The 23,943-nt window shown below is 66.3% G+C and carries 27 protein-coding genes and 1 pseudogene; 15 read left to right on the top strand and 13 right to left on the bottom strand.

Translation table 11 applies throughout. The features are described from left to right. Positions 1-72: 72 nt before the first annotated feature. From AB2N08_RS14190 to AB2N08_RS14180, 3 genes are read right to left on the bottom strand one after another with little or no spacing between them, the layout of a single operon-like run. The gene (locus AB2N08_RS14190; RefSeq protein ID WP_367611305.1) at positions 73-306 is read right to left on the bottom strand and encodes a hypothetical protein; all 234 of its coding nucleotides are present in this window, start codon (positions 304-306) and stop codon (positions 73-75) included. A 2-nt stretch (positions 307-308) separates the two neighbouring features. Next, complete coding sequence (ku, locus tag AB2N08_RS14185; protein ID WP_367611304.1) at positions 309-1,373, bottom strand: non-homologous end joining protein Ku; 1,065 nt, start codon at positions 1,371-1,373, stop codon at positions 309-311. Positions 1,374-1,399: 26 nt separating this feature from the next. Then, complete coding sequence (locus AB2N08_RS14180) at positions 1,400-2,365, bottom strand: SDR family oxidoreductase (protein ID WP_367611303.1); 966 nt, start codon at positions 2,363-2,365, stop codon at positions 1,400-1,402. Positions 2,366-2,542: 177 nt separating this feature from the next. On the opposite strand from AB2N08_RS14180, the gene AB2N08_RS14175 reads away from it, so the two are divergent. The 10 genes from AB2N08_RS14175 (at position 2,543) to AB2N08_RS14130 (ending at position 11,622) form a co-directional block, all read left to right on the top strand. Further along, on the top strand, positions 2,543-4,027 hold the full coding sequence (locus AB2N08_RS14175; RefSeq protein WP_367611302.1) for a diguanylate cyclase: 1,485 nt from the start codon (positions 2,543-2,545) through the stop codon (positions 4,025-4,027). A 100-nt stretch (positions 4,028-4,127) separates the two neighbouring features. Next, positions 4,128-4,967 carry an urease accessory protein UreD gene (locus tag AB2N08_RS14170; RefSeq protein WP_367611301.1) on the top strand — a complete coding sequence of 280 codons (840 nt, stop codon included), beginning with the start codon at positions 4,128-4,130 and terminating at the stop codon, positions 4,965-4,967. Positions 4,968-4,982: 15 nt separating this feature from the next. Continuing rightward, positions 4,983-5,285 (top strand): urease subunit gamma, encoded by a 303-nt coding sequence (locus AB2N08_RS14165; RefSeq protein ID WP_367611300.1) that lies wholly within the window; start codon positions 4,983-4,985, stop codon positions 5,283-5,285. A 12-nt stretch (positions 5,286-5,297) separates the two neighbouring features. After that, a complete protein-coding gene (locus tag AB2N08_RS14160; RefSeq protein ID WP_367611299.1) occupies positions 5,298-5,627 on the top strand; it encodes an urease subunit beta in 330 nt (109 codons plus the stop codon). Next, on the top strand, positions 5,627-7,327 hold the full coding sequence (gene ureC / locus AB2N08_RS14155) for an urease subunit alpha (RefSeq protein WP_367611394.1): 1,701 nt from the start codon (positions 5,627-5,629) through the stop codon (positions 7,325-7,327). Before AB2N08_RS14160 ends, ureC begins: the two co-directional genes overlap by 1 nt. A 9-nt stretch (positions 7,328-7,336) precedes the next feature. Further along, positions 7,337-7,882 carry an urease accessory protein UreE gene (gene ureE / locus AB2N08_RS14150; protein ID WP_367611298.1) on the top strand — a complete coding sequence of 182 codons (546 nt, stop codon included), beginning with the start codon at positions 7,337-7,339 and terminating at the stop codon, positions 7,880-7,882. Continuing rightward, complete coding sequence (locus tag AB2N08_RS14145; RefSeq protein ID WP_367611297.1) at positions 7,879-8,544, top strand: urease accessory protein UreF; 666 nt, start codon at positions 7,879-7,881, stop codon at positions 8,542-8,544. Before ureE ends, AB2N08_RS14145 begins: the two co-directional genes overlap by 4 nt. Positions 8,545-8,570: 26 nt before the next feature. Next, the gene (gene ureG, locus AB2N08_RS14140; RefSeq protein ID WP_367611296.1) at positions 8,571-9,194 is read left to right on the top strand and encodes an urease accessory protein UreG; all 624 of its coding nucleotides are present in this window, start codon (positions 8,571-8,573) and stop codon (positions 9,192-9,194) included. Between the two features lie 30 nt (positions 9,195-9,224). Further along, positions 9,225-9,815, top strand: coding sequence for a HupE/UreJ family protein (locus tag AB2N08_RS14135; RefSeq protein ID WP_367611295.1), 591 nt, complete (start codon positions 9,225-9,227; stop codon positions 9,813-9,815). Between the two features lie 88 nt (positions 9,816-9,903). Continuing rightward, positions 9,904-11,622: a SulP family inorganic anion transporter gene (locus tag AB2N08_RS14130; protein WP_367611294.1), complete on the top strand. Its 1,719-nt coding sequence runs from the start codon at positions 9,904-9,906 to the stop codon at positions 11,620-11,622. Between the two features lie 6 nt (positions 11,623-11,628). Here AB2N08_RS14130 and AB2N08_RS14125 read toward each other — a convergent pair whose 3' ends face one another. Next, positions 11,629-12,261 carry a 1-acyl-sn-glycerol-3-phosphate acyltransferase gene (locus AB2N08_RS14125; protein ID WP_367611293.1) on the bottom strand — a complete coding sequence of 211 codons (633 nt, stop codon included), beginning with the start codon at positions 12,259-12,261 and terminating at the stop codon, positions 11,629-11,631. Positions 12,262-12,451: 190 nt separating this feature from the next. Between AB2N08_RS14125 and arsC the strand changes: the two are divergent. Further along, positions 12,452-12,796: pseudogene (gene arsC, locus AB2N08_RS14120) on the top strand (arsenate reductase (glutaredoxin)); the annotation flags it as partial. A gap of 33 nt (positions 12,797-12,829) precedes the next feature. Here the strand turns inward: arsC and AB2N08_RS14115 are convergent. Together AB2N08_RS14115 and AB2N08_RS14110 are read right to left on the bottom strand one after the other, a co-directional pair. Continuing rightward, on the bottom strand, positions 12,830-13,969 hold the full coding sequence (locus AB2N08_RS14115) for a right-handed parallel beta-helix repeat-containing protein (protein WP_367611292.1): 1,140 nt from the start codon (positions 13,967-13,969) through the stop codon (positions 12,830-12,832). Between the two features lie 147 nt (positions 13,970-14,116). Continuing rightward, positions 14,117-14,566 carry an acyl-CoA thioesterase gene (locus AB2N08_RS14110; protein WP_367611291.1) on the bottom strand — a complete coding sequence of 150 codons (450 nt, stop codon included), beginning with the start codon at positions 14,564-14,566 and terminating at the stop codon, positions 14,117-14,119. Between the two features lie 92 nt (positions 14,567-14,658). On the opposite strand from AB2N08_RS14110, the gene AB2N08_RS14105 reads away from it, so the two are divergent. Next, complete coding sequence (locus AB2N08_RS14105) at positions 14,659-15,009, top strand: hypothetical protein (protein WP_367611290.1); 351 nt, start codon at positions 14,659-14,661, stop codon at positions 15,007-15,009. On the opposite strand, the gene AB2N08_RS14100 is transcribed toward AB2N08_RS14105, so the two are convergent. Further along, a complete protein-coding gene (locus tag AB2N08_RS14100) occupies positions 14,991-15,500 on the bottom strand; it encodes a hypothetical protein (protein WP_367611289.1) in 510 nt (169 codons plus the stop codon). The two genes, AB2N08_RS14105 and AB2N08_RS14100, sit on opposite strands and share 19 nt — an antisense overlap. Before the next feature lie 71 nt (positions 15,501-15,571). Between AB2N08_RS14100 and AB2N08_RS14095 the strand changes: the two genes are divergently transcribed. Continuing rightward, on the top strand, positions 15,572-15,778 hold the full coding sequence (locus AB2N08_RS14095) for a hypothetical protein (protein WP_367611288.1): 207 nt from the start codon (positions 15,572-15,574) through the stop codon (positions 15,776-15,778). 158 nt (positions 15,779-15,936) lie between these two features. Here AB2N08_RS14095 and pepN read toward each other — a convergent pair whose 3' ends face one another. The 3 genes from pepN to AB2N08_RS14080 form a co-directional block, all read right to left on the bottom strand. Next, the gene (pepN, locus tag AB2N08_RS14090) at positions 15,937-18,609 is read right to left on the bottom strand and encodes an aminopeptidase N (RefSeq protein WP_367611287.1); all 2,673 of its coding nucleotides are present in this window, start codon (positions 18,607-18,609) and stop codon (positions 15,937-15,939) included. Positions 18,610-18,848: 239 nt separating this feature from the next. Next, positions 18,849-19,913: an alkene reductase gene (locus AB2N08_RS14085; RefSeq protein WP_367611286.1), complete on the bottom strand. Its 1,065-nt coding sequence runs from the start codon at positions 19,911-19,913 to the stop codon at positions 18,849-18,851. An 8-nt stretch (positions 19,914-19,921) separates the two neighbouring features. Further along, positions 19,922-20,218 carry an ArsR/SmtB family transcription factor gene (locus AB2N08_RS14080; RefSeq protein WP_367611285.1) on the bottom strand — a complete coding sequence of 99 codons (297 nt, stop codon included), beginning with the start codon at positions 20,216-20,218 and terminating at the stop codon, positions 19,922-19,924. A 170-nt stretch (positions 20,219-20,388) separates the two neighbouring features. Between AB2N08_RS14080 and sugE the strand changes: the two genes are divergently transcribed. Further along, complete coding sequence (sugE, locus tag AB2N08_RS14075) at positions 20,389-20,709, top strand: quaternary ammonium compound efflux SMR transporter SugE (RefSeq protein ID WP_367611284.1); 321 nt, start codon at positions 20,389-20,391, stop codon at positions 20,707-20,709. Positions 20,710-20,711: 2 nt separating this feature from the next. Here sugE and AB2N08_RS14070 read toward each other — a convergent pair whose 3' ends face one another. Further along, entirely contained in the window at positions 20,712-21,686 is a 975-nt protein-coding gene (locus AB2N08_RS14070) for a succinylglutamate desuccinylase/aspartoacylase family protein (RefSeq protein WP_367611283.1), read from the bottom strand. Positions 21,687-21,855: 169 nt separating this feature from the next. Here AB2N08_RS14070 and AB2N08_RS14065 point away from each other — a divergent pair, with 169 nt between their 5' ends. After that, a complete protein-coding gene (locus AB2N08_RS14065) occupies positions 21,856-22,440 on the top strand; it encodes a hypothetical protein (RefSeq protein ID WP_367611282.1) in 585 nt (194 codons plus the stop codon). 16 nt (positions 22,441-22,456) lie between these two features. On the opposite strand, the gene AB2N08_RS14060 is transcribed toward AB2N08_RS14065, so the two are convergent. Continuing rightward, positions 22,457-22,927 (bottom strand): hypothetical protein, encoded by a 471-nt coding sequence (locus AB2N08_RS14060; protein ID WP_367611281.1) that lies wholly within the window; start codon positions 22,925-22,927, stop codon positions 22,457-22,459. A gap of 115 nt (positions 22,928-23,042) precedes the next feature. Further along, positions 23,043-23,924 (bottom strand): pirin family protein, encoded by an 882-nt coding sequence (locus tag AB2N08_RS14055; protein ID WP_367611280.1) that lies wholly within the window; start codon positions 23,922-23,924, stop codon positions 23,043-23,045. Positions 23,925-23,943 lie beyond the last annotated feature (19 nt).

Genomic DNA, 23,943 nt, shown 5'->3' with positions numbered 1-23,943 from the left:
CAGCAATATCTAAAAGATAAACATAATTGATCTAATTAATTTGATAGTTTTTTACAATACAGCCGGGTCGACTCATGCTTCGTTCTTGAAGATGCCCCGGATATTCATGGCCATCAGCGCCAGTTGCAGCGTGATGAGCGCCCAGGCTTCATCGTGCCAGCCCCAGACGATCCATAGCAGATTGCTGAAAATGAATGTCCAGAATCCCAGGATACGGCGCTCGGCGCGCTTGGAACCGATGAGGTAAGCGGCGATGAGACTCACGGCCATCGCCGGCCACTGGAGGAAGTCAATGAATCCATCCATCCTCACGCCGCCTTCTTGCGTGCGGGCGCCTTGGCGACGGCTTTCTTTGCCGCCGGCCTGGCCGCCTTATTTGCCGCCTTATTTGCCGCTGGCTTGGCCGCTGCTTTCGTTGCGCTTACGCGGCTAGTGGACCTGGCCGGCGCCTTGCGCGCACGTGGTGCGGGCGCATCATCGTCGTCATCTTCGTTCTCGGCCGGCTTGCGCGACTTGCGCGGTGGCGGATCGTCGTCGTCATCGTCGTCATCAAGCGCCGCCAGTGCCGCCTTGGCCGGCTTCTTGCCAAGGCTGGCCTGCAGCAGTGCGACCAGGTCGATGACCTTGCCAGTGGTGCGCTTTTCTTTTTCCGGTTCGGGCTGCGTGATCGTCTTGGTCTGCCTGGCCTTGACCTTTTTCTTCACCAGGGCCAGCACGTCTTCGCGGTAGGTATCGTGGTACTGCTGCGGCGCCCAGTCTTCGCTCATGCCTTCAACCAGCGCCATCGCCATCTTGAGCTCCTTGACGGTGACGGCGGCTGTCCTGGAATCGGGCGACGGGATCTTGAGTTCGCCCGCGTCGCGCATCTCGTCCGGGTAGCGCAAGGTGTTGAGCACGATCGTGTCGCCGACGCAGATCAGCGCCGCCAGGTGCTGCTTGACGCGGATGACCACGCGCGCGATGCCGATCTTGCCCGCTTCGCGCAACGTCTCGCGCAGCAACGCGTAGACTTTCGCGCCGCCCTTGCCGGGTGCGAGGTAGTAGGGCTGGTCGTAGTAGATCAGCGGGACGTCTTCGGCATCGACAAAGGCCTGGATGTCAATCGTTTGCGTGGCTTCCGGATTGGCGCGGCGCAGGTCTTCGTCCGACAGCACGACGTATTCGCCGTCCTCGTACTCATAGCCCTTGACGATGTCGTCCCACACGACCTCTTTGCCATTGCCCTTGTTGTAGCGCTTGAACCCGACCGGCGAAAAGTCGCGCCGGTCGAGCATCGTCAGGTCGAGCCCCTTGCTCTCGACCGCGGTGTACATATCGACCGGAATGTGGACCAGTCCGAAACTGATCGCGCCCTTCCACATGCTGCGTGCCATTGCCGGCTCCTTGTTCCAGTAGATGATTATTCGCCGACCACGCCCGTCACCGGCAATACGATGCCGGTGATGTAGCCCGAGCAGACGGGCGAGGCCAGGAAGACATAGGCCGGCGAGAGTTCTTCAGGTTGGGCCGCGCGTTTGTAGCTGGTGCTGGCCCCGAATTCCTGGATGTCGTCCGGGCCCTTGTCGGCCGGGTTGAGCGGTGTCCAGACCGGGCCCGGCGCCACCGCATTGACACGGATGCCCTGCTCGAGAAGGCTGCCCGCCAGCGACATCGTGAACGCGTGGATCGCGCCCTTGGTCGACGAATAGTCGAGCAGCTTGGCCGACCCTTTCAGGCCGGTGACCGAGCCGGTATTGATGATGGCCGCGCCGCGCTTGAGATGCGGGACGACCGCCTTGGCCATGTGGAAGTAACCGAAGATATTGGTGCGGAAGGTCTCTTCAAAACGCGCTTCGGTCAGGTCGAGGATGGAGTCGGCGTGTTCCTGGAACGCGGCATTGTTGACCAGGATGTCCAGGCGCCCGAATGTGCTGACCGCTTGCTGCACGGCTTCGTTGCAGAACGCCGGGTCCTTGACGTCGCCGGCGATCGTGATGCAGCGGCGGCCTTCGGCTTCGATGCAGCGCTTGGTCTCGGCCGCATCGACGTCTTCGTTCAGGTACATCACGGCCACGTCGGCGCCTTCGCGCGCGAACAGCACCGCCACCGCGCGCCCGATGCCCGAGTCGGCGCCGGTGACGATGGCTGCCATGCCTTCGAGCTTGCCGCTGCCCTTGTAACCCTCGGCCATGAATTTGGGCTTGAGGTCCATATCGGCTTCGAGTCCCGGCTTGGCCAGGTGCTGCGCCGGCATCGGTGGCGCGGGCTGGTCGACGCCGGTCTGGACGGCGTCCTTACTTTCGGTCTCTTTTTTGCCGGCGTCACGTACATCCTGCTCTTGCTGGATTGCGCGCTGCCTGGCTACCACGTCGTCTTGCTGTGTCATCGTTGTTCTCCCGTGAGTCTGGATTGTCTCCACAAGTATTCGGCGAGCGCTGCGCCGCGACGGTGCGCTCCCACACACTGGGACGACAATTGCTATCCCTTGGGCCGTCGCTTGTGGCAAACTCGCCTTGCAGCCGTGCCGGCAGGGCGCGGCTGGATTACTATCTGGAGAATTCGAATGCATCAAGAAGACGGCGCGCGCGACCACTTTACCTGCGTCTTCGTCAATCCCGTCGGCCAGCGCCGCGCCGATTTCCAGCACGGCTGCGACGGCATGTTCGCCAACCTGCGCGTGGCCGCCGGCGCCGAGCAGGCGCGCAATCTGCTGGCGCGCGAACCGGCCGACCTGCTCGTGCTGGATCTCGAGCGCTGCGATCCGGGCATCGACCTGGCCGCGCTGGGCGCACTGGTCGCCGAGCGCCAGGGCGCGCCGGTACTGGTGCTGTGTCCCTTCACGAATGCGCGCTGGCTGCCGGCCCTGATGGCCTTCGGCCCGCTCGACTACGCCATCGGCCCGCTGCGCGCGCAGCAAACCCGGTCCTTGCTCGCTGCGCGCATGCGTGCCGGCTTCACTGCCACGACGCCATGCGTGACGTCAGGCGCACCGACGCCGGTCGAAGCCGAACTGCGCACCTTGCTGGCGGTGCGTACCGCCTGCCAGCAGGCGCTGGCAGACGCTGACGACAGCGTGCGCTTTGCCGAACACCTGTGCGCTGCGCTGGCCGGCTGGCCGGGCGTCGTGCATGCGGCCCTGTTCCAGCATCGCGACGGCGACCTGCATCTCGAAGCCGAGCAGGGCGTGGCCGGCCTGCACCTGATGGCATTGCTCCCGCACGATGGACGGCTGCTGCAGTCGCCGCTGCGCCACGCATTCCCCGGCCTGCTGGCGGCGACGACCGGCGAATTCGCGCTGCTCGATGCGCCGGGCAAGGCGGGCGAGCCTGAACTGGCCGCCCGCCTCGAATCGTTTGGCGCGCGCATGGTGGTCGGATTGCCGATCCCGGGGCCGGGGCCGGGCGGGCCGCTCGGCTCCCTGTGCCTGCTGTTCGGCGACGCGCGCGTGTTCTCGCCGGCGCAGTTGCAGGCGCTTGACGATCTGGCCGGACTGGCCGCGTACGGCCTGCGCATGGCCGAGGTCACCCGCGAGAACGAGGCGCTGCTGGCGCGCGTGACGCACCTGGCCACGACCGATGCGCTGACCGGCCTGGCCAACCGGCGCCATGGCGAAAGCCTGCTCGAGCAAGAGATCAAGCGTGCGCGCCGCTACCGGCTGCCGCTGGCGCTGATCGCGTTCGACATCGACCGCTTCAGCCACATCAACGATACCTTCGGCCACCCGGTGGGCGACCTGGTGCTGCGCACGGTGGCCGACACGGCGCGCACCATGCTGCGCTCGAGCGATGTGCTGGTGCGTTCGGGCGGCGAAGAATTCCAGGTCATCGCCTCGCACACGAGCGCCATCGACGCGCTCAAAATGGCCGAGAAGCTGCGTTCGGCGATCGAGCAGGTGGAAATTCCCGGTTGCGATCACGTCACGATCAGCCTCGGCGTGGCGCAGCTGGGCGAGGGCGAGAGCGGCGACTCGATGGCCGTGCGTACCCACGCTGCATTGGCGCGCGCCAAGCGGGCCGGCCGCAACTGCATCGAGCTGGCGATGTCCTGAAGCGTTTGGGTGCGGGCGCACCGTTGTGGTGCAGCCGCACCGTGATTTACCCGCGAAACCATCGCTGGATGCTGGCACGCATCGTGCTATTTCACTAAGCATGCGCGATTGCGGTCCAACCCAACCTTCCGACGTCTTCCCCGCCTGGCAAGCCAGCCTGGCGCTGGGCTTCGTGCGCGATGGTGACACCACGCGCCTCGTGCGCCGCACGCATCGCGGCCCGCTGCGCGTGCAGAAGGCGCTGTATCCGGAAGGCCCGGGCGCCTGCCACGTGATCGTCGTGCATCCGCCCGGTGGTGTGGTCGGTGGCGACCAGCTCGAGATCGACATCGACGCCGGGCCCCACTGCACCGTGCTGGCCACCAGCCCCGGCGCGGCCAAGTGGTACCGTGCCAACGGCCGCGTGTCGCACCAGGCGGTGCGGCTGCGCATCGCCGCCGGCGCCGCCATCGAATGGCTGCCGCAAGAAACCATTTTCTATGACGCCGCCAGCGTCGACCTCGAACACGATGTCGACCTGGCCGCCGGCAGCATCTATATCGGCAGCGAAGTGCTGTGCTTCGGCCGCGTGGCCGCAGGCGAAGCGTTTGCCAAAGGGCGGGTACGGCAGCGCACGCGCATTCGCCAGGACGGCAGGCTGCTGTGGTGGGAGCAGGGCATCCTGACGCCTGCTGGCATCGCCAGCCCTCTTGGCATGAACGGCCACTCGGTCTGCGCCACCTTCATCGCCGTCGGCCGGCCGGTGCCAGGCGCGCTGCAGGCCAGCGTGCGCGAGATCGACCCGCACCTGGCGCTGAGCCAGGTGAAGTCGGTGTTCGTGGCGCGCTTTCTCGGCGACGACGGCGAAGCCGCGCGCGCGGTCATGGCGCGCGTGTGGCAACTGCTGCGCCCCCATCTGCTCGACCGGCCGGCGTGCCCGCCGCGCATCTGGCTCACCTAGAACGGACCCGATTCCATGGACCTGACTCCCCGCGAAAAAGACAAGCTGTTGATTTTCACCGCCGCGCTGCTGGCCGAACGCCGGCGCGCGCGCGGCCTCAGACTGAACTACCCCGAGGCGGTGGCCCTGATCACGGCGGCCATCATGGAAGGCGCGCGCGATGGCCGCAGCGTGGCCGAACTGATGAGCGAAGGCACGACGATCCTCGCGCGCGGCGATGTGATGGAGGGCGTGCCCGAGATGATCCCCGATATCCAGGTCGAGGCCACGTTCCCCGATGGGACCAAGCTCGTGACGGTCCACCATCCGATTCCCTAGCCGGAGAACCCCATGATCCCAGGCGAATACTTTCTCGAAGACGGCGACATCGCCATCAACGTTGGCCGGCGCACGGCGACCGTGATCGTGGCCAATGCCGGCGACCGGCCGGTGCAGGTCGGCTCGCATTATCATTTTTATGAGGTCAATCCCGCGCTGCAGTTCGAGCGCGAAAGCACGCTCGGCATGCGGCTGAACATCGCGGCCGGCACGGCGGTACGTTTCGAGCCGGGCCAGCGCCGCACCGTGGAGCTGGTCGACCTGGCAGGGGACCGTATCGTGCATGGCTTCCAGGGGCGCGTGTCGGGCGCTTTGCCCGTTTCGTCCTCGGGAGAAGCATGATGGTCACGCTCAGCCGCCAGGCCTATGCCGACATGTATGGCCCGACCACGGGCGACCGGATTCGCCTGGCCGACACCGAGCTCGTGATCGAGATCGAGCGCGACTTCGCGACCTACGGCGAAGAAGTCAAATTCGGCGGCGGCAAAGTGATCCGTGACGGCATGGGCCAGTCGCAGCGCCTGCGCGAGGGCGTGATGGACACCGTCATCACCAACGCCGTCATCGTCGACCACTGGGGTATCGTCAAGGCCGACATCGGCATCAAGGATGGCCTGATCGCCGCCATCGGCAAGGCCGGCAACCCGGATATCCAGCCCGATGTGACGATGGCCATCGGCGGGGCCACCGAGATCATCGCTGGCGAGGGCATGATCGTCACGGCCGGCGGCGTCGACACGCACATCCACTTCATCTGCCCGCAGCAGATCGACGAGGCGCTGTACTCGGGCATCACGACAATGCTGGGCGGCGGCACCGGGCCGGCCGTCGGCACCGCCGCCACGACCTGCACGCCGGGCGCCTGGCACATTGCCTCGATGTTGCAGGCGGCCGACGCGTTCGCGATGAACCTGGGCTTTTTCGGCAAGGGCAATGTCAGCCAGCCCGGCCCGCTGGAAGAGCAGATCGCCGCCGGCGCCGTGGGCCTGAAACTGCACGAGGACTGGGGCAGCACGCCGGCCGCCATCGACAACTGCCTGTCGGTGGCCGAACGGATGGACGTGCAGGTGGCGCTGCACTCCGACACGCTCAACGAGGCTGGCTTTCTCGAGTCGACCGTGGCGGCCTTCAAGGACCGCACGATCCACACCTTCCATACCGAGGGCGCGGGCGGCGGGCATGCGCCGGACATCATCGCGGCGGTGGGGCACGACAATGTGCTGCCGTCGTCGACCAATCCCACGCGCCCGTTCACCGTCAACACGCTCGATGAGCACCTCGATATGCTGATGGTCTGTCACCACCTCGACCCGGCGATTGCCGAAGACGTGGCGTTTGCCGAGTCGCGCATCCGGCGCGAGACCATCGCCGCCGAAGACATCCTGCATGACCTGGGCGCGATTTCGATGATGTCGTCCGATTCGCAGGCCATGGGCCGCGTGGGCGAGACCATCATGCGCACCTGGCAGACGGCGCACAAGATGAAGGTGCAGCGCGGCGCGCTCGAAGGTGATACGGGCCGCAACGACAACGCGCGCGTGAAACGCTACATCGCCAAGTACACGATCAACCCGGCCATTACGCACGGCATTGCGCATGTCGTCGGCTCGCTCGAAGTGGGCAAGATCGCCGACATCGTGCTGTGGCGCCCGGCGTTTTTTGGCGTGAAGCCGTCGATGGTGGTCAAGGGCGGGATGATCGCGGCAAGTTTGATGGGCGACCCCAACGCGTCGATCCCGACGCCACAGCCGGTGCATTACCGGCCGATGTTCGGCGCCTTTGGCGGTGGGCTGCGCAAGTCGTTCACCTTTGTGTCGCAGGCCGCGTTCGACGCCGGCATCGCGCGCGAGCTGGGGTTGATGAAGACCACGATCGCCGTGCGCGGCACGCGCGGGTTGCGCAAGCGCGACATGATCCACAACGGCGCCACGCCGCATATGGAAGTCGACCCCGAAACCTATGAAGTGCGGGCCGACGGGCGCCTGCTGGTGTGCGAAGCGGCCACCGTGCTGCCGCTGGCGCAGCGTTACTTTTTGTTCTGAAGGCCCACCATGATTTCCCTGCATACCTGCATTCCCGCTGCCGACGTCGTGCATGACACGCTGGTGCTGCCGTTCGAACAGCGGGAGCGCTGCCGCCAGCGGGCGCGCCTCGCCTCGGGCGAAGAAGTCGCGATGTTCCTCGTGCGCGGCACCGTGCTGCGCGACGGCGACCTGCTGCTGGGCGAAGGCGGGCGCGTGGTGCGCGTACAGGCCGCGCTGGAGCCGACCTATGTCGTGCGCTGCCCGGACGCGACGCTGCTGGCGCGCTGCGCCTTTCACCTGGGGAACCGCCACACGCAGACCCAGGTGGGCATTGGCTGGCTGCGCATCCGCGTCGATCCGGTGCTGCGCGAGATGGTCGAAGGGCTGGGCGCCGTCGTCGAGGAAGAACTGGCCAAGTTCGAGCCGGAGGCGGGCGCGTATGGTGGAGGACATGGTGGCGGGCATGGTCACCATCATGAGCATGGCCCGGGCGGCCTGCTGGCGCCGGTGCCGCTGCGCCAGAAGATTCATCGGCCGTCCGACGTCGTGCCGATCGAGCCGGATCCCGCATGAACGCGGCCAGCCTGCTGCACCTGCTGCAGTTTGCCAGCCCGGCCTTGCCGATCGGCGGCTACAGCTATTCGCAGGGCCTGGAAACAGCGCTCGAAGAAGGCCTGGTGCGCGACGCCGGCAGCGCCCGCGCATGGATCGCGCGCTGCCTCGATGAAGTGGTGGCGCGCTGGGATGCGCCCGTGTTGTGGCGCTTGCTCGGCGCGTTTGCCGCGCGCGATGCGGATGCGGTCACGCAATGGGGCCAGTGTTTCCTGGCCTCGCGCGACACGGCCGAACTGCGCGCCGAGTCGGTCCAGATGGGCTATTCGCTGGGCCGCCTGATTGCAGAGTTGGGCGTGGCCGACACGGGCAGTCTGGGCGAGGACGTCACGCTGCCCCTCGCCTTTGCCTGCGCCGTCGATGGCCTGGACATCCCGCACGAAGAAGCGCTGCTGGCGATGCTGTTCGCCTGGGTCGAGAACCAGGTGCTGGTGTGCGTCAAGTCGGTGCCGCTGGGGCAGGTGGCCGGCCAGCGCCTGCTGCTGTCGCTGCGGCCAGAGATCGAGCGCGCTGCGTACCTGGCGCGCAGTTTGCCCGACGACGAATTATCGAACTGGGCGCCGGGCCTGTCGATGCTGTCGATGCGCCACGAAGTCCAGCACGGCCGGCTATACAGGTCGTGACCACCGTTGAAGATAGAGGAACCACGATGACTACATCCAATCCGCTGCGGGTCGGCATCGGCGGCCCGGTCGGCTCGGGCAAGACCGCGCTGTGCGAGCTGCTGTGCCGCCACATGCGCGACGACTACGACATGGCCGTGATCACCAACGATATCTACACGCGCGAAGACATGGACATCCTGCTGCGCGCCGGCGCGCTCGCGCCCGAGCGACTGATGGGCGTGGAGACGGGCGGCTGTCCGCACACGGCGATCCGCGAAGACGCGTCGATCAACCTGGAAGCCATCGCGCGGCTGCAGGCCGACTTTCCCGCGCTGGAACTGGTGCTGGTCGAATCCGGCGGGGATAACCTGGCGGCGACCTTCAGCCCGGAGCTGTCCGACCTGACGCTGTACGTGATCGACGTGGCCGGCGGCGAGAAGATCCCGCGCAAGGGCGGGCCGGGCATCACGCGCTCGGACCTTTTGATCATCAACAAGACCGATCTGGCGCCGCACGTCGGCGCCGATCTGTCGGTCATGGCGAGCGATGCGCGCCGCCAGCGCGGCGAGCGGCCATTCGTGTTTACGAATATGCGCACGGGCGAGGGCGTGCCGGAAGTGGTCGCGTTCATTCGCGAACAGGGTTTGCTCGATGCGCCGCACCAGTAATCGACAGGAGACAACCATGAGGAGACAACCATGAACACATCATGCAAGGCAGGGCGCCTCGCCATCGCCAACCACCTGGCCCGTGCAGGCGTGGCCGCCACCGGTCTGCTGTTGGCGTTGCCGGCCGCTGCGCATCCCGGGCACGGCCCCGAGAGCGGCTTCGTGAGCGGCCTGCTGCATCCCATGACGGGCATCGACCACTTGCTGGCGCTGCTCGCGGTGGGCCTGTGGAGCCGCCAGCAACAGCACGGCCATGTGCTGGCGCCGACCTTCCTCGTGATGATGGCGCTGGGCGCGGCCAGCAGTGGCGGCGTGCACTTGCCGGCGCTGGAACTGTCGATCGCCGCCACCGTGCTGCTGCTGGGCGTGCTGGCGGCCTGCGCGCCGCGGCTGCAGCAGCGCGTGCCGCCGCAGGTGGCGGTGCTGACCGTCGGCGCCTGCGCTTTCGTGCATGGCCTGGCGCATGGCAACGAGCTCACTGGCATGGCCAGCGGCGCCGGCTTCATGATGGCCAGCCTCGGCCTGATGCTGCTGGGCGCCGTGCCGACCGGGCGCCTGCGCCGGCCGCTGGGCGCGGCGATCGGCGCGGCGGGCGTGTGGCTGGTGGCGCTGGCCGGTTGATGCTTCCATCCGCCGGCTCGGCCTGGCCTGGTAACTATGCTACGCTAGCGCTCTTTTCACAGCCGGCCCTCCCGGCCAGGTAAGTTCCATGCTTGAGTGGTTGCGCCCGTACCGGCGCGCCGCGCTGCCGGGCGATATCAGCGCCGGCATCGTGGTGGCGATGATGATGATCCCGCAGGGCATGGCCTACGCGCTGGTGGCGGGCCTGCCGCCGGCGGTCGGTATCTACGCCAGCATCGTCCCGCCCCTGCTGTATGCGCTGTTCGGCACCAGCACCACGCAATCGGTCGGACCGATGGCGATCATCTCCCTGATGACGGCGTCCACGCTGGCGCCGCTGGCCACGCCCGGCAGCGCGCTGTATGGCGTGCTGGCGGCGCAACTGGCCCTCATGTCGGGCCTCGTGCTGCTGCTGTGCGGACTGCTGCGCATCGGCTTTCTCGCCAATTTCTTCTCGCGGCCCGTGATGAGCGGGTTCACGATCGGCTCGGCCATCGTGATCGCGTGGGGGCAGTTGCGCACGCTGGTGGGCGGCGCCATCGACATCGACATGTCGCCGCACTGGCCGAGCATCTGGCTGGGCGTCGGCTCGCTCGCGCTGCTGCTGGCTGCGCGCAGCCATCTCGCGCCGTTGCTGCGGCGGTTGAACCTGTCGCTGGCGGCGGCCGACGTGGGGGCCAAGCTGGCGCCGATCGTCGTCGTGCTGGGGGCGATGGCGCTCGTGCACGGGTTTGGCCTCGCGCAGATGGGTGTGGCCACCACCGGCGCCGTGCCGACCGGGTTGCCGGGCCTGAACCTGGCGACATCGTCGCAGCACTGGCGCGCCTTGCTGCAACCGGCGCTGCTGATCGGTTTCATGGTGTTCTTGATCAGCATGTCGGGCGCGCAGGCGCTGGCGCTCAAGCGCGGCGGCGAAAAACTGGTCAGCAACCGCGAACTGGTGGGCCTGGGCGCGGCCAATGTCGGCAGCGCGCTCACGGGCGGTTTTCCGGTCACCGGCAGCATGTCGCGCTCGGCCGTGAATTTCGCGGCCGGCGCCAATACCCAGCTGGCCAGCATGATCACGGCGGGGCTGCTGGCGCTGGCCCTCGTGCTGCCCACCGGCTGGCTGGCGCTGCTGCCGCTACCCACGCTCGCAGCGACGATCATCGTCGCCGTGCTCGGCATGCTCGACCTGTCGACGCTGCGCACCGCCTGGCGCTACGACCGCGCCGACGCGCTGGCGCTGCTGGCCACGGCCGGCGGCGTGCTGGTTCTGGGTGTCGAGGCCGGTGTGGTGGTGGGCGTGGCGCTGTCGATGGGGGCGTTGATCTGGCGCGCCAGCCGGCCGCACATCGCAGTGCTCGGCCGTATTCACGGCACCGAGCACTTCCGCAATGTCGACCGCTACCCGGCCGAGACCACGCCGGGGCTGCTGATGCTGCGGGTCGATGCCGGTCTGTTCTTCGGCAACGTCGATGCCGTCAATGAACGCATCGACGAAGAACTGGTCGCCCATGGCGGCACGCATCACCTGGTGCTGGTGCTGTCGGCGGTCAATGCGATCGATACGTCGGCGCTGTTCGGCCTGGAGGAGCTGAACAGTTCACTGCGCCAGCGTGGCGTGCTGCTGCACCTGGCCGAAGTGAAGGGACCGGTGATGGACCGGCTCAAGGAAAGCGATTTGCTGGCCAAACTCAATGGCGAGGTGTTCCTCAGCGCGGCCATCGCGTGGGCCCAATTGGCGAGCTCGCGTGCAGCGGGGACGCCGGCTGCCGCATCTGCTGCGGTCGCAGGGCCGGCTGCAGGGCCGGCTGCACAGCGCTGACCGGCGTCAGGCGCGCTTGCGCTGCGCAGGCTGTTCTTCGCGCGGCGGCGCCAGCACGATCGGTGCGGCGTTTTCCGGGTACAGCGCCTGGCTGTCGACGTAGACGGCGCGAATGGCGTCCATGTCGCGCTCGACATCGCCGGTCGGCGTCATCGTGTCGACCAGGCTCAGCTCTTTCTTGCCATAGTCGAACCGCACCAGCACCATCGGCACGTTGGCGGTGACTGCCAGGTGATAAAAGCCGCTCTTCCAGTTGGGACGGTAGGCGCGCGTGCCCTCGGGCGTGATGCCGATCCAGAACGATTCCGCCGCGAGCATGGTCTCGGCCAGTTGCCGTGTTGCGCCCATCGGCGCGCTGCGGTCGACCGGCACGCCGCCCCAGTAGCGCATCAGGCGCCCCATCGGGCCGCGGAACAGCGTGTCCTTGGCCAGCCACTTGAACTGCGTGCCCATCGCCCACGTTGCCAACAGGCCAATCGGGAAGTCCCAGTTGGACGTGTGCGGATAGATCACGCAAATACCGTGCGGCCCTGGCAGTGGTTTGAAGAAGATCTTCCAGCCAAACGACTGCAGCACGCGCAGGCAGATGCGCTGGCGCAGGGTTGGCAGGGTTGCAGGGCGCAGCAGGTAATCGCTCATCTGGTCTCCGGGTTGGCGTAAGTACATTGCAACGGTTGCAGTTGGCTACGCGCAAGAAAATCAAGCGTGCGATTCTAGCCCGAGCGGTGAGGGGGGACAAGCGAAATAGTGGTGATGGGTATGCGCTGTGGTTATCATGTGATTGTCCGATTCACCACAACATGACAAGGGAACACCATCTGATATGAGCATGGCTATCACGATTTACCACAACGCCCGCTGCGGCACCTCGCGCAATACCCTGGCCGCCATCCGCGAGGCCGGCCACGAACCCCAGGTGATCGATTACCTGGTCAACCCGCCAACGCGTGACACGCTGACCCGTCTGATTCAGGATGCCGGGGTGACAGTGCGCGCGGCAATGCGCAGCAAGGAGGCGGCATTTGCCGAACTGGGACTGGATCAGCCCGGCACGAGCGACGACGCCCTGCTGGACGCCATGCTCGCGCATCCGATCCTGATCGAGCGGCCGTTCGTCGTGACGCCGAATGGCGTACGGCTGTGCCGCCCGTTCACGCGCGTGCACGAGATTCTGTAAGCGGCCGACCGGCTGGCGCCAGGCGGCGAGCTATTCGGGCGCCACTTTCGGCAGCGCGCCGATATCGGCGCTGCCAGGCGGGCCTGCGTTGCCGGGCAAGCCGTGGCCGATGGCGGGCGAACCCGGTTGCAGGTGAAGATCGGGCTCGGTATCGAGCAGGTAGGCGACAAACTGCGGCGGCCCGCTGACCGTGCCAGTGTGCTGGCGCTGCGGTGACAGATCCCAGTCGCCGCGCGCGTTCTGGTAGACGAGATTGTTGATGAAGCGGTTGTGCGCGCCTACCGCGCCATGCTCGCGGATGCCATGACCGTTGTCGAACACGATGTTGTTGCTGACCTCGGTATTGTCGTTGGGCTCCTTGCGGTGATAGAACTCGCCGCCGCCCACGACAATGCCACTGCCATTGGCCACTACCGTATTGCCGCGCACGGTCACATCACTGGCATCGTGCCACAGGTCGATGCCGGCGCCCGAGACTCGGTACACGATATTGTTGCGCACGCTGGCGGCGGTGCCGATCCCGATGCCGTCCATGCGGGCGCAGCCGGGCGGACCGATGTCGTGCACCTCGTTGCCGGTGATAGCGACATCCACGCCCTTGTGGTAGCTGTCGGCAATGATGCCCGCACCGCCCCTGGGCTCGCACGGCACGTCGTTGCCGATGTGATGCACGCGATTGCCGAGCACGCCGTTATGCGAGCCGCCGTTGTAGATCCCGGACAGCCATTTCATGCCGCTCTGGTACTGGCTGCCATCGATCTCGAAACCGATGATGTCGACGTAGTCGCCGCGATTGCTCCACGCTGCACTGTGGCGCGCATCGAGTTGCGGCACGATTCTGGCACCCCAGCGTTCGGTACTCTGGAACACGATGCGCGCCTCGGGTGTGCCGTCGATGGTCGTGCGCACGCCCCCGGAATAAATGCCGGGCGCGACATGCACCGTGGTGCCGGGCGCGACCACCTGCGCCACCCGTGCCAGCGTGCGCAGGGGCTCGGTGCGGGTGCCGGGATTGCTGTCCGAACCGTTCGGGGCCACGAACAGGTGCGTGCGCACGAGTTCGGCGACCACCAGTTTCTCGTCGCCGTGGTCGCGCAGGCGGCAGCCGGCCAGCAGCATGCCAAGCACCAGCGCACAGGCCAGCTGGCACAGCAACGCTGGTGGTGACAAGCACGTGGACGACATCCTGAACATCGCAGCCTCATGGTCGGGCAGGTGATGTATTCATTCTGACGGCATAAAGGCGCGGGGATGCCGGTTCGCTCAATCTCGTTCATGAGCCTGCGCAAGGCGCGCCAGCGGCACCGTTGTGCAACATTACGTCGAGATCTTGCCTGCAGTAACGATTACTGGCATATAGGTGTCCAGGAACGCGGCAGGCATGCGGCGCGGCCGGCCGCTGGAAAGCTCGATGCAGACCAGGTCCCAGCGGCCCCGCAGCACGGTGGCGCCATCGCTGTCGCGTACCAGCTGGAAGCGGCGTTCCATCGACAGCTTGCCGTCGCCGCCAACGAGCCAGGTGGCCAGGTGCAGCGACTCGCCCACGAACGTGGGCAACAGGTAATCGTATTCGCCGCGCCGGATCGCCATCGCCCGGTCGAGGCGCCGGTAGTCGTCGAGCGACAGGCCGAGGCTGTCGGAATGCGCCCAGCCGGCCTGCTCGCACCAGCGCACATACACCGCATTATTGGTGTGGTTCAAACCATCGATGTCGGCGGCATGCGGTGTCACCGGCAAGATGAACGGTTGCGGATATTCCCAGTCCAAGATCAAGTCTCCGTAAGCGGCGCGGGCCGCAAGCCCGGCCATTTTACGGCAGGGGCGCGTGCGCCCCCCACCAGCGCGATTGGCTGCAAACCATGTTCACGATGATCTTGCTGCTGTACCTGCAAGCGAACCTCGACGTCATGCTCGAGAGCAGCAGCCTGCGCGGCCAGTTTGCCAGCATGGCCGCGTGCGAGGCGGCTGCCGTCAAGCAGCGCGGCCCGTTGCCCACGCCCGCTGGTTATGCGGCGGCCTGGCACGATGTCGTCTGCGTGCCGGTGGCGCGCGGGGTAACGGTCAATTCAGCGCAATCGATCGATCTGGGCAGCTTGCTGCAAGAACGCCCGCCTGCGGACTGCGCGGCCGACGGCGCCTGGCGCCGGGTGGCGCAACTGTGCAGCGCGGCCGCGCGTGGGCCGCCAAAGGCTCAGTCGGGTTTGAACTGAACCCGGCTCGGGCAAGCGACGGTGCCGACAAAGCCGCCGCCGCCGGCCTTGTCGAACAATTGCGCGCCGCCCCCCTGGGCGCCGAATGGGCTCGGTCTGATGTCGCCGCCGGTGCGGCACCAGGTGCGGCCACCTTGCCTGAAACGGTACACCACGACGCCGTCCGGGCCGGTGTAACTTTCCGACGTCAGCGTGCGCGACCTGTCCACGCGCGCATTGCCCACTGCCTGCGCAAAGCGGTGCCACTTGCTGTCGCTTGGGCCGAGCGGCGCCAGTTTACCCTTGCGCCGATCGTGGTCAATGGCGCCTGCCGTGCGTTTGCCGTGGCCGGCCAGGCTGTCGTCTGCACGCATGCCGTCGCGAGCTGACATTGTCCCTGTCGTCGGCGCCGTGGCCAGCGGATCGGCGGTGGATTCGTTGGCGCTGGCCGCTGGCGCGGCGTCCGCGCTCGGGTCTGCCGCTGCCGCGATCGGCTGCGGCGCGCTGGGCAAGACGGCAGGCGCAGGGGGCGCAGGTATCGTGGGCGCTGTGCGCGCGCTGCTGCGCGCGGCGGATGTGGGCGATGCGGATGAAGGCTGCGAAAGAGGGCGAGAAGGAGGGCGAGAAGAAGGGCGAGAAGAAGGGCGAGAAGAAGGGCGAGAAGAAGGGCGAGAAGAAGGGCGAGCAGAAGGCGTCGGAGCAGCAGCCGACGCAGAAGCCGATGCAGAAGAAGATGCAGCAGAAGATGCAGCAAAAGCCGGCGCCACTGGTGCCAGCACAGCCACCATGATGAACTCACGCTGCACCGGCGCGGCGCTCGGCAGCACCCGCACGCTCGTCGCCTGCAACCACCACCACCCGAGCAGCAGGTGCACGCCCAGCGTGACCGCAAGCGGCCAGCCGGGCGTGCGGCGCGGCATCAGGCCCGCGTCGGCGAGCATGTGCCGATCAGCCTTTCGGCGCGGTCAGCTTGCCCTTGATCGCCACGCAGCGCTGGTCGTCCTGCAGCGTGTCGAGCAGTGTGCGGCGCGTGAACGCCGACAGGTCCGTCATCGTTGCCGCCGCCAGGGTCAGGCGCGCCACGCTTTGCGGCGTGCAGGTCGCCGGGATCATCGTGCCGGCATAGGCGCGCATGAAGACCGGGCCACCGGTCTTGTCCACTTGCGGCAGGCGTGCCAGGCGGGCGTCGGCATCCTGCTCATTGAGGGCGCCTTGTTCGGGCGGGAAGATGCTGCCCATCGCGGTGCGGATGCGCGAGAACGGCAATGGCGTCTTCTGGTCTTCGATGCGCTTGACCCAGTCTGTCTTGATGGCGGCGTCCGGCCGGCTGACGGTGGCGGCAACGGCGGCGATCTGGCCGGCGTCCGACTTGTCGCGGGCAGACTCTTGCGCGATCAGTTCGAACGCGCCCGGATGGTTGTACTGGTTCAGGTGCGCGATGATCGCCCAGCGCTGTGGCTGGCCGACAGGCACGCCGGCGGCATCGACCTTGCCATCGAGGATGCCGGCCAGGCGCGCCAGTGCGTCCGGGCTGCTGGCCATGCGCACATACTGATTGAACCAGCGGCGCTGGAAGTCGGCGTTGCCCTTGTTGGCCAGCACGCCGTCCCACGCCATCTTTTCCAGAGCGAGGCCCGTCTCGCGCGTATAAGCATTGTTCAGCCGCATCGCGTCGAGATACGCCTTCGACTCGCCCACCTTGCCCAGCACGTCGCCCAGCAGCGTGTAATCCTTTTCTTGTGGTGCGTTGTTCAGCGCCACGGTGATGAAGTCGTTCAGCGGCAGTTCGGCGTCGCGCACGCCGTCCCACAGGCTTTGCCACAGCATCGCGCGCAGCAGCGGATCCTCGACCTTGGCCAGGCTCGTGCGCGCCGTGTCGAACGAGCGCTGGTCCAGCTTGACCTTGGCATAACCCCAGTCCTGATAGTTCGGGTAGACCAGGTCAGGGCAGGCCGTGCCATTCATGTCCGGCACCGCGGTGTTGGCGCCGGTGTAGGTGACCGGGACGTTCTTCACGAGCGTCAGTTTGCCGCCGTCGACCTTGAACGCGCCCACCTGCACGCGCTGCTCGCGCAGCGTCGGCAGGTCTTTGCCGGGCGCCGTCTGCGTCAGCGTGAAGTTGCGGATCTTGCCGCCGCTGCAGCTGTAGTTGGCGGCGATGGTGTTCACGCCCGCGTTGTACAGCCATTGTTTGGTCCAGCCCGACAAGTCGCGGCCCGCCGCTTCGCCCAGGCTGCCGATGAAATCGTCGAGCGTGGCGTTTTGCCACGAGTATTTCACCAGGTAATTGTGCACGCCCTTGCGGAACACGTCCTCGCCCAGCAGGTGGCGCAATTGCTTGAGCGTGGAGCCGCCTTTCGAATAGGTGATCGCGTCGATATTGTCGAAGGCATTGCTCGACGACGGCACCGGCACTTCGATCGGGTGCGTGCTGGCGGTCTGGTCCTGGATGTAGGCGCGCTGCTTGCCGCTCTGGTAGAACTTCTGCCACGAGTCCTTGAACTCGGTCGCTTCCACGGTCGCCAGCACGCCCATGAACGAGGCGAAGCTTTCGTTCAGCCACAGGCCGTTCCACCACTTCATCGTCACCAGGTTGCCGAACCACTGGTGGGCCATCTCGTGCATGATCACTTCGGTCATCGACTGCTTTTGTTCGGCCGTCATGTTGGCGACGCCGTAGCGCGCTTCGGCGAACGTGATCGCGCCGGCGTTTTCCATTGCGCCGTACAAGAAGTCAGGCACGATCAGCTGGTCGTACTTCTCGAACGGGTACGCGATGCCGAAGTATTCTTCGAAGAAGCCGATGCCGGCCTTGGTCTGGCGGAACCAGTCGGCCGGCACCACCTGCTTGGCCAGCGACTGGCGCGCGAACAGGCGCATCGGGTACTTGCCGCTATTGTCTTCCCACACTTGGTACGGACCGGCGTGCAGCGAGAAGTTGTACGGGCTCAGCCTCTTTGTGGTCTTGAACGTCCAGTGGCGGTTCGCGCCCTTGTCATCGATCTTCGTCTCGCGCGTGGTGGTGACCACATGCCAGTCGCGCGGCGCGGTGACCGACACCGTGTAGCTGGCCTTCAGGTCGGGCTGGTCGAACACCGCGAACATCTGCTGCGCGGCGACCGGCTCGAAGTGCGAGTAGGTGTAGACGCGGCCATCGGCCGGATCGACCATGCGATGCAGGCCTTCGCCGTTGGTGCTGTGCAGGCGCTCGTAGTCGATGACGACCGTGTTGCGGCCCTTGGCCAGGCTGGCCGCGTCGAGCGTGACGAACCATTTGTTGTAGCGCGTGGCGACCGGCTTGCCGTTGACGCTGACCGACTTGACGGTGGCGTCCTTCAGGTCGAGCGTGACGGGGGCGTCGGCATCTTTCAGGTCGAACGTGACGGTGGTGGTGCCGGCGAAGGTTTCCTTGCCGGTGAGCGTGAAGGCCAGTACATAGTCCACGTTCGAGACGCGCGCGGAGCGGGCAAAGGCGTCGGCCTGCGACAGGAACGGCGTCTCCGCGCGCGCGGTGCTCGCTGCCTCTGCGGCCTGCGCCGTCGGCGCAGCGTGGACGGCGCCGCTGAAGGCGATGGCGGATGCAATGGCAAGCGCCATGGCGCGGTGTGCTGGAACGATCACTGAAAATCCTCTCTCGGTAGGCGCATCGAAGCGTGCGCGCGATAACAATCGCGCAAGAATAGCATTAACGTTCCCTGCTTGACACCCACCGGGGCGAACCTTTTTCAAGACATATGTACTTGGTACATATACGTAAACACGGCGTCATCACGCAAAAAAAACAGGACCCGCAGGTCCTGTTCGAAAGGGCGCCGCCAACTCGTCGGCGAAAGCGGACGAGACAGCGGCGAAAACGGTACTTATGCTGCCGTCGGCAACGCCGGATAGTCGGTGTAGCCGGTCGCGCCCGGATGGTAGAACGTGTCCGGATTCGGCTCGTTGAGCGGCGCGCCCAGTTGCAGGCGTTTCGGCAGGTCGGGATTGGCGATGAACAGCTGGCCCCACGAGACGGCATCGGCCGTGCCGCTGGCGATCAGTTCCTCGGCCTTCTCCTTGGTCAGCTGCTGGTTCGCGATCCACACGCCGCCGAATTGTTTCTTGAGCATCGGGCCCAGTTGATCCGGACCGTGGCCTTCGCGGGTGAAGATGAACGCGATCTTGCGGCGGCCCAGTTCGCGCGCCACATAGCCGAACGTCTCGGCTGGCGTCGAATCGCCCATGTCGTGCGAGTCGCGCGCCGGCGCCAGGTGCATGCCGACACGGTCGGCGCCCCAGACGTCGATACAGGCGTCCGTCACTTCCAGCATCAGGCGTGCGCGGTTCTCGATCGAGCCGCCGTAGGCGTCAAGGCGCTGGTTGGTGGAGTCTTGCAGGAACTGGTCGAGCAGGTAGCCGTTGGCGCCGTGGATTTCGACGCCGTCGAAGCCGGCCTGTTTGGCATTCTCGGCGCCTGTGCGGTAGGCCGAGACGATGCCGGGGATTTCTTCGATGTCGAGCGCGCGCGGGGTGACGTATTCACGCTTCGGGCGCAGCAGGCTGACATGGCCGTCCGGCTTGATCGCCGATGGGGCCACCGGCAGTTCGCCGTCCAGGAACGACGGATCCGAGATGCGGCCCACGTGCCACAATTGCAGGAAGATGCGGCCACCGGCAGCGTGCACCGCGTCGGTCACCAGCTTCCAGCCCTCGACCTGTTCGTCGGACCAGATGCCCGGCGTGTCGGCATAGCCCACGCCCATTGGCGTGACGGACGTCGCTTCGGACAGGATCAGGCCCGCCGAGGCGCGCTGCACATAGTATTCAGCCATCAGGGCATTGGGTACGCGGCCACCGCCATCGGCGCGCGAACGGGTCAGCGGCGCCATGACGATGCGGTTTGGCCATTCGAGGGCGCCGACCTTGATCGGATCAAACATGGTAGTCATTTGTTCTCCTAAATTGCGTCGTTCAATTGGGCGAGAAAGGCCGCGATGGCATCCTCGTTGCGATGATAAAAAACCCACTGGCCCACGCGCCGCGTGTCCACCAGGCCCGCGCGCTGCAGTGTCGCCAGGTGCGCCGAGACGGTCGACTGCGACAAGCCGGTACGCTGATCGATCAGCTTGCAGCACACGCCGATGTCGAGCGGATGTTCCTGCTCGCTGAAATGCTGCTGCGGATCCTTCAACCAGTGCAGGATCTGGCGCCGCACGGGGTTGGCCAGGGCCTTGTGGATCGCGTCGATGTCCATCGCTGGGCTCCTTATATCGGGATCTTTCGATCCGAATATCGTCATCTTACGATATTCGGGAAATGTCTGCAGACGAGGCCTCGATTTGCTGCCAGGTCGGGTCGGCCAGGCGGTTGGCGCATGGGGCCGGTGCTATACTTGCGGCCATTTTTCATCACCAGAGGAACCACATGAGCTGGATCTATTTATTCATCGCCGGCCTGCTGGAAGTCGGCTGGGCTGTCGGCCTGAAATACACGATGGGGTTTACGCGCCTGTGGCCGTCGGTCATCACGCTGGCCACGATGGCGGCCAGCATGGGCATGCTGGGCCTGGCCCTGCGCCATCTGCCGCTGGGTACCGCCTACGCGGTCTGGACCGGCATCGGCACCGTGGGCACCGCGATCTTCGGCATGCTGATGCTGGGTGAACCGAGCGGCGCGCTGCGCCTGCTGGCGATCGCCCTGATCATCAGTGGCATCGTGATGCTCAAGCTGCTCTCGCCAGCGTAAGCCTATCCCTGTTCGCGCCCGAACGTCGCGTTCGGGCGGGTGAGGTAGTACCACTCGGTATTGGCCGCCGCGCTCGCGGCCGGGAACAGGATGCGGCCACCGAATTCGGCCGTCACCGGCGTGCCGTCGGCGCGGGTGCCGATCAGTTCACCTTCGGCCACCGGATCGAAGCTTTTCCACGGCCGCGCGAACGCATCGTCCGCATGCAGCTTGTCGTGCACGACAACCATCGACAGCGCTTCCATCTCGTCGAAGTCCACCGGCACCGGATCCGGCGCGGCGATCAAGCCCAGGTGTGCCAGCGTGTTCAGGATCGCGCGGTAGGCCACGTCGGGCGCTTGCGGATCGTCGTGCTGGCCGGCTTCAAGGGTCAGTGCGTAGCCGCCCGTGCTGCGCATGTATTCGGTCGTGCCCACGCCATAGCGCAGCACGGTTTCCAGTTCGTCAGCGCTGCGGCTACGGCGCTGCACGCCGTCGCCATACGTCGCCAGCCAGCCGTCGACGAAACGGCGCACGCCCAGGCGGCGCGCCCAGGCGCGTTCTTTTTCGGCGTGGCGAAACGGCTGCAGCGTGCCGTCATTGTCGAGCGGACCAACCATCACGAACGGTTCGCCGGTGGCCGCGAACGAATGGATGTCGAGCAGCACGTCGTGCTGGCCGAGCAGGGGGCACAGCCAGTTGGCGATCTGGTCCTCGAAGTCTTGCGGGTTCGCTTTCGGGAACAGGTCGCGGTTCAGGTTGCGGTCGCCGTTGCGCGTGACTTGCTGGTACGCCAGCGGATTGACGATCGGCACGAACGTGACGCTGCCGGCCGCGATGTGCAGCGCGCCGTTGTCGATCTCGTCCATCACGCGCCGGATCGCCTTGGTGCCGCATACCTCGTTGCCATGGGTCGCGCCCATGATGATGACGCGCGGGCCGGGTTGCAGGCCGGTGTAGTTGATGGATTTGAACTGGAAGGTGCGGGCGGAAGTCATGAAGTCGGGCCGGAAAGAGAAATGTGGCGATATTCTAGCGGGAAACCACAGCGCGGCGAGAGGATTGTGCGATCGCAAGCCCGGGTGCATTGGGCGGCACCGATGGCCGGCGCACGAGTCAGACGTTCTGACTACCCGGGCGACGCTTGGGGTCGCACCTGGAGCAATCATGTTCCGTGTATTTTCCATGCTCGTCATGTTGGTTGCGCTGGCCGGCTGCGCAGCAACCGCTGGCACCTTCTTCAATCGCCCCGTCGTCGAAGACGATATCGGTACGGTCGTCCGAACGGTATCGTTATCGGCCGACCGGCGAACGGTGATTGTCGCCGCCCCTGACCATCCACAACCCCGCTTCTGCGCCGAGCCGCCGCCCGACACGGCAACGAGCGTGAAAGCCAGCATCGATGCCGGCCTGACGTTGCCAGGCAGGAGCGCGACGCTCAAGGATGACTTCGGCACCGCAGTGACTGTGCTGGCATCGCGCAATGCGCCGCTGGATGCGTATCGCACCGGCGTGTTCGCGCTCTGCCAGTTCTACCTGAATGGGGCGATCAAGCCGGAGCAGGTCGAACCGCTGTTCAGAGACCTGCTCAAGACCTTCGAGACGACACAAAACTTTGTCAATGCCGCCGTGGTCACGCCCAGGCCACCGGCCGACAAGCCGGCGGACGCAGCCGGCACAGCGGCGCGCACGAGTGCGCCCGCCGCCACGTCCGGCCCGCCGCCGGCAGCGGCGCCGCCGGCGAAAGGCTAGCGCATCGGGTTGCGCATTACCCGTGTGCCTCGATCACGCCAAACCCGGCCGGTGCGTCGCCCAGATAGGCGAGCACCGCGTGCGCCTGGATGTTCGCATCAAAGCCCGCATTGGCCGCGATCGTCGCGCGCAGGCCGGGCACGATGTCCGGCGTGTGCGGCTGCCGGTAGGCCTTGATCAGCAGCGCGACGAGATCGGCCGGCGCATCGGCGCGGCGCAGGCGCGCCTCGACGATGGCCAGCAGCGCGCGCTGCATGCGCGGGGTGGGATTGCGGATCTCGCCGAACACATACGGCGTGTTGGCGATGGCCGCGCAGACGATGGACTCCATCCGCTCGGCCTTGTAGTCGGACGGGATGTCGAAGTAAGCCTTGTTCCAGCGGGTGTGCGGCCAGGCGTGGCCGCGCGGGAAGCGGTCGGCATTTTCCAGGCCCATGGCGTAGCTGGCGCGGGCGAGCAGGTCGCCCAAGGTGTCTAGCAGGGCCATGGCAGGCTGTGTTGCGCTTGTGTCATCCCGAGAGTGTAGCGTATGGCTGCCACCGGCGCACAGGAGGCTGCAGGGCGGCTTGCGGGCGCCCTGCAGGAATGGGTTCATTATGCGATCAGGCGAAACGCCCGGCGCGGAAGTCTTCGACCGCTTGAAGCAGCTCGGCCTGCGTATTCATCACGAACGGCCCGTACTGCGCGATTGGCTCGTTCAGCGGCCGCCCGGCCAGCACGAGCAGGCGTGTGGGCTCGATCGCCTTGATGCGCACGCCGTCGGCACCGGCCGCGTTGTCGAGGATCGCCATGCGCGTGTGCGGCACGCCCTTGCCATCGATGACGACATCGCCGCGAAACACGTACACGAACGCATTGTGCCCGGCTGGCACCAGCTGCTCGTACGTGACGCCCGCAGGAATCTCGAGGTCGAGATACAGCGGCTCGGTATGCGCCCGCTGCACCGCGCCGTCGACACCGTGCGTGCTGCCAGCGATCACCTGCACGGTCACGCCATCGTCCAGCGTGAAGCGCGGTACTTCCTCGAGCGGGATGTCGCGGTACCACGGGTCCGTCATCTTGTCGCTTGCGGGCAGGTTGAGCCACAGCTGGAAACCTTCCATCAGGCCGGCGTTCTGCTCCGGCATTTCGGAGTGGATCACGCCGCGGCCGGCCGTCATCCACTGCACGCCGCCGTCCGTGATCAGGCCTTCGTTGCCGGCGTTGTCGCGGTGGCGCATGCGCCCTGCCAGCATGTAGGTGATGGTCTCGAAGCCGCGGTGCGGGTGCTCCGGAAAGCCGGCGATGTAGTCGCCCGGCTTGTCGCTGCCGAAGGCGTCGAGCATCAGGAACGGATCCAGGCGGCGCTGCAGGGGGGCAGTGAGCACGCGGTTGATGCGTACGCCTGCGCCGTCCATCACGAACTGTCCGTTGATGATGCGCTCGACGCCGCGTGTTTTCACGAGGGGCGACGTGGTGACTGGATGCGTGACGGTGGTGCTCATGGTGCTCTCCTGTTGGTTG

This window comes from Massilia aurea, assembly GCF_040790145.1.
GTDB lineage: Bacteria > Pseudomonadota > Gammaproteobacteria > Burkholderiales > Burkholderiaceae_D > Telluria > Telluria aurea_C.
Note: the sequence above shows the minus strand (reverse complement) of the source record. Positions and strands in the feature narration are given on the sequence as shown.

Coding starts and splice junctions, on each gene's coding strand:
- AB2N08_RS14190 (WP_367611305.1), bottom strand. CDS start 306: ATGGATGGATTCATTGACTTCCTCCAGTGGCCGGCGATGGCCGTGAGT.
- ku (WP_367611304.1), bottom strand. CDS start 1,373: ATGGCACGCAGCATGTGGAAGGGCGCGATCAGTTTCGGACTGGTCCAC.
- AB2N08_RS14180 (WP_367611303.1), bottom strand. CDS start 2,365: ATGACACAGCAAGACGACGTGGTAGCCAGGCAGCGCGCAATCCAGCAA.
- AB2N08_RS14175 (WP_367611302.1), top strand. CDS start 2,543: ATGCATCAAGAAGACGGCGCGCGCGACCACTTTACCTGCGTCTTCGTC.
- AB2N08_RS14170 (WP_367611301.1), top strand. CDS start 4,128: ATGCGCGATTGCGGTCCAACCCAACCTTCCGACGTCTTCCCCGCCTGG.
- AB2N08_RS14165 (WP_367611300.1), top strand. CDS start 4,983: ATGGACCTGACTCCCCGCGAAAAAGACAAGCTGTTGATTTTCACCGCC.
- AB2N08_RS14160 (WP_367611299.1), top strand. CDS start 5,298: ATGATCCCAGGCGAATACTTTCTCGAAGACGGCGACATCGCCATCAAC.
- ureC (WP_367611394.1), top strand. CDS start 5,627: ATGGTCACGCTCAGCCGCCAGGCCTATGCCGACATGTATGGCCCGACC.
- ureE (WP_367611298.1), top strand. CDS start 7,337: ATGATTTCCCTGCATACCTGCATTCCCGCTGCCGACGTCGTGCATGAC.
- AB2N08_RS14145 (WP_367611297.1), top strand. CDS start 7,879: ATGAACGCGGCCAGCCTGCTGCACCTGCTGCAGTTTGCCAGCCCGGCC.
- ureG (WP_367611296.1), top strand. CDS start 8,571: ATGACTACATCCAATCCGCTGCGGGTCGGCATCGGCGGCCCGGTCGGC.
- AB2N08_RS14135 (WP_367611295.1), top strand. CDS start 9,225: ATGAACACATCATGCAAGGCAGGGCGCCTCGCCATCGCCAACCACCTG.
- AB2N08_RS14130 (WP_367611294.1), top strand. CDS start 9,904: ATGCTTGAGTGGTTGCGCCCGTACCGGCGCGCCGCGCTGCCGGGCGAT.
- AB2N08_RS14125 (WP_367611293.1), bottom strand. CDS start 12,261: ATGAGCGATTACCTGCTGCGCCCTGCAACCCTGCCAACCCTGCGCCAG.
- AB2N08_RS14105 (WP_367611290.1), top strand. CDS start 14,659: ATGTTCACGATGATCTTGCTGCTGTACCTGCAAGCGAACCTCGACGTC.
- AB2N08_RS14095 (WP_367611288.1), top strand. CDS start 15,572: ATGCGGATGAAGGCTGCGAAAGAGGGCGAGAAGGAGGGCGAGAAGAAG.
- AB2N08_RS14085 (WP_367611286.1), bottom strand. CDS start 19,913: ATGACTACCATGTTTGATCCGATCAAGGTCGGCGCCCTCGAATGGCCA.
- AB2N08_RS14080 (WP_367611285.1), bottom strand. CDS start 20,218: ATGGACATCGACGCGATCCACAAGGCCCTGGCCAACCCCGTGCGGCGC.
- sugE (WP_367611284.1), top strand. CDS start 20,389: ATGAGCTGGATCTATTTATTCATCGCCGGCCTGCTGGAAGTCGGCTGG.
- AB2N08_RS14070 (WP_367611283.1), bottom strand. CDS start 21,686: ATGACTTCCGCCCGCACCTTCCAGTTCAAATCCATCAACTACACCGGC.
- AB2N08_RS14065 (WP_367611282.1), top strand. CDS start 21,856: ATGTTCCGTGTATTTTCCATGCTCGTCATGTTGGTTGCGCTGGCCGGC.
- AB2N08_RS14060 (WP_367611281.1), bottom strand. CDS start 22,927: ATGGCCCTGCTAGACACCTTGGGCGACCTGCTCGCCCGCGCCAGCTAC.
- AB2N08_RS14055 (WP_367611280.1), bottom strand. CDS start 23,924: ATGAGCACCACCGTCACGCATCCAGTCACCACGTCGCCCCTCGTGAAA.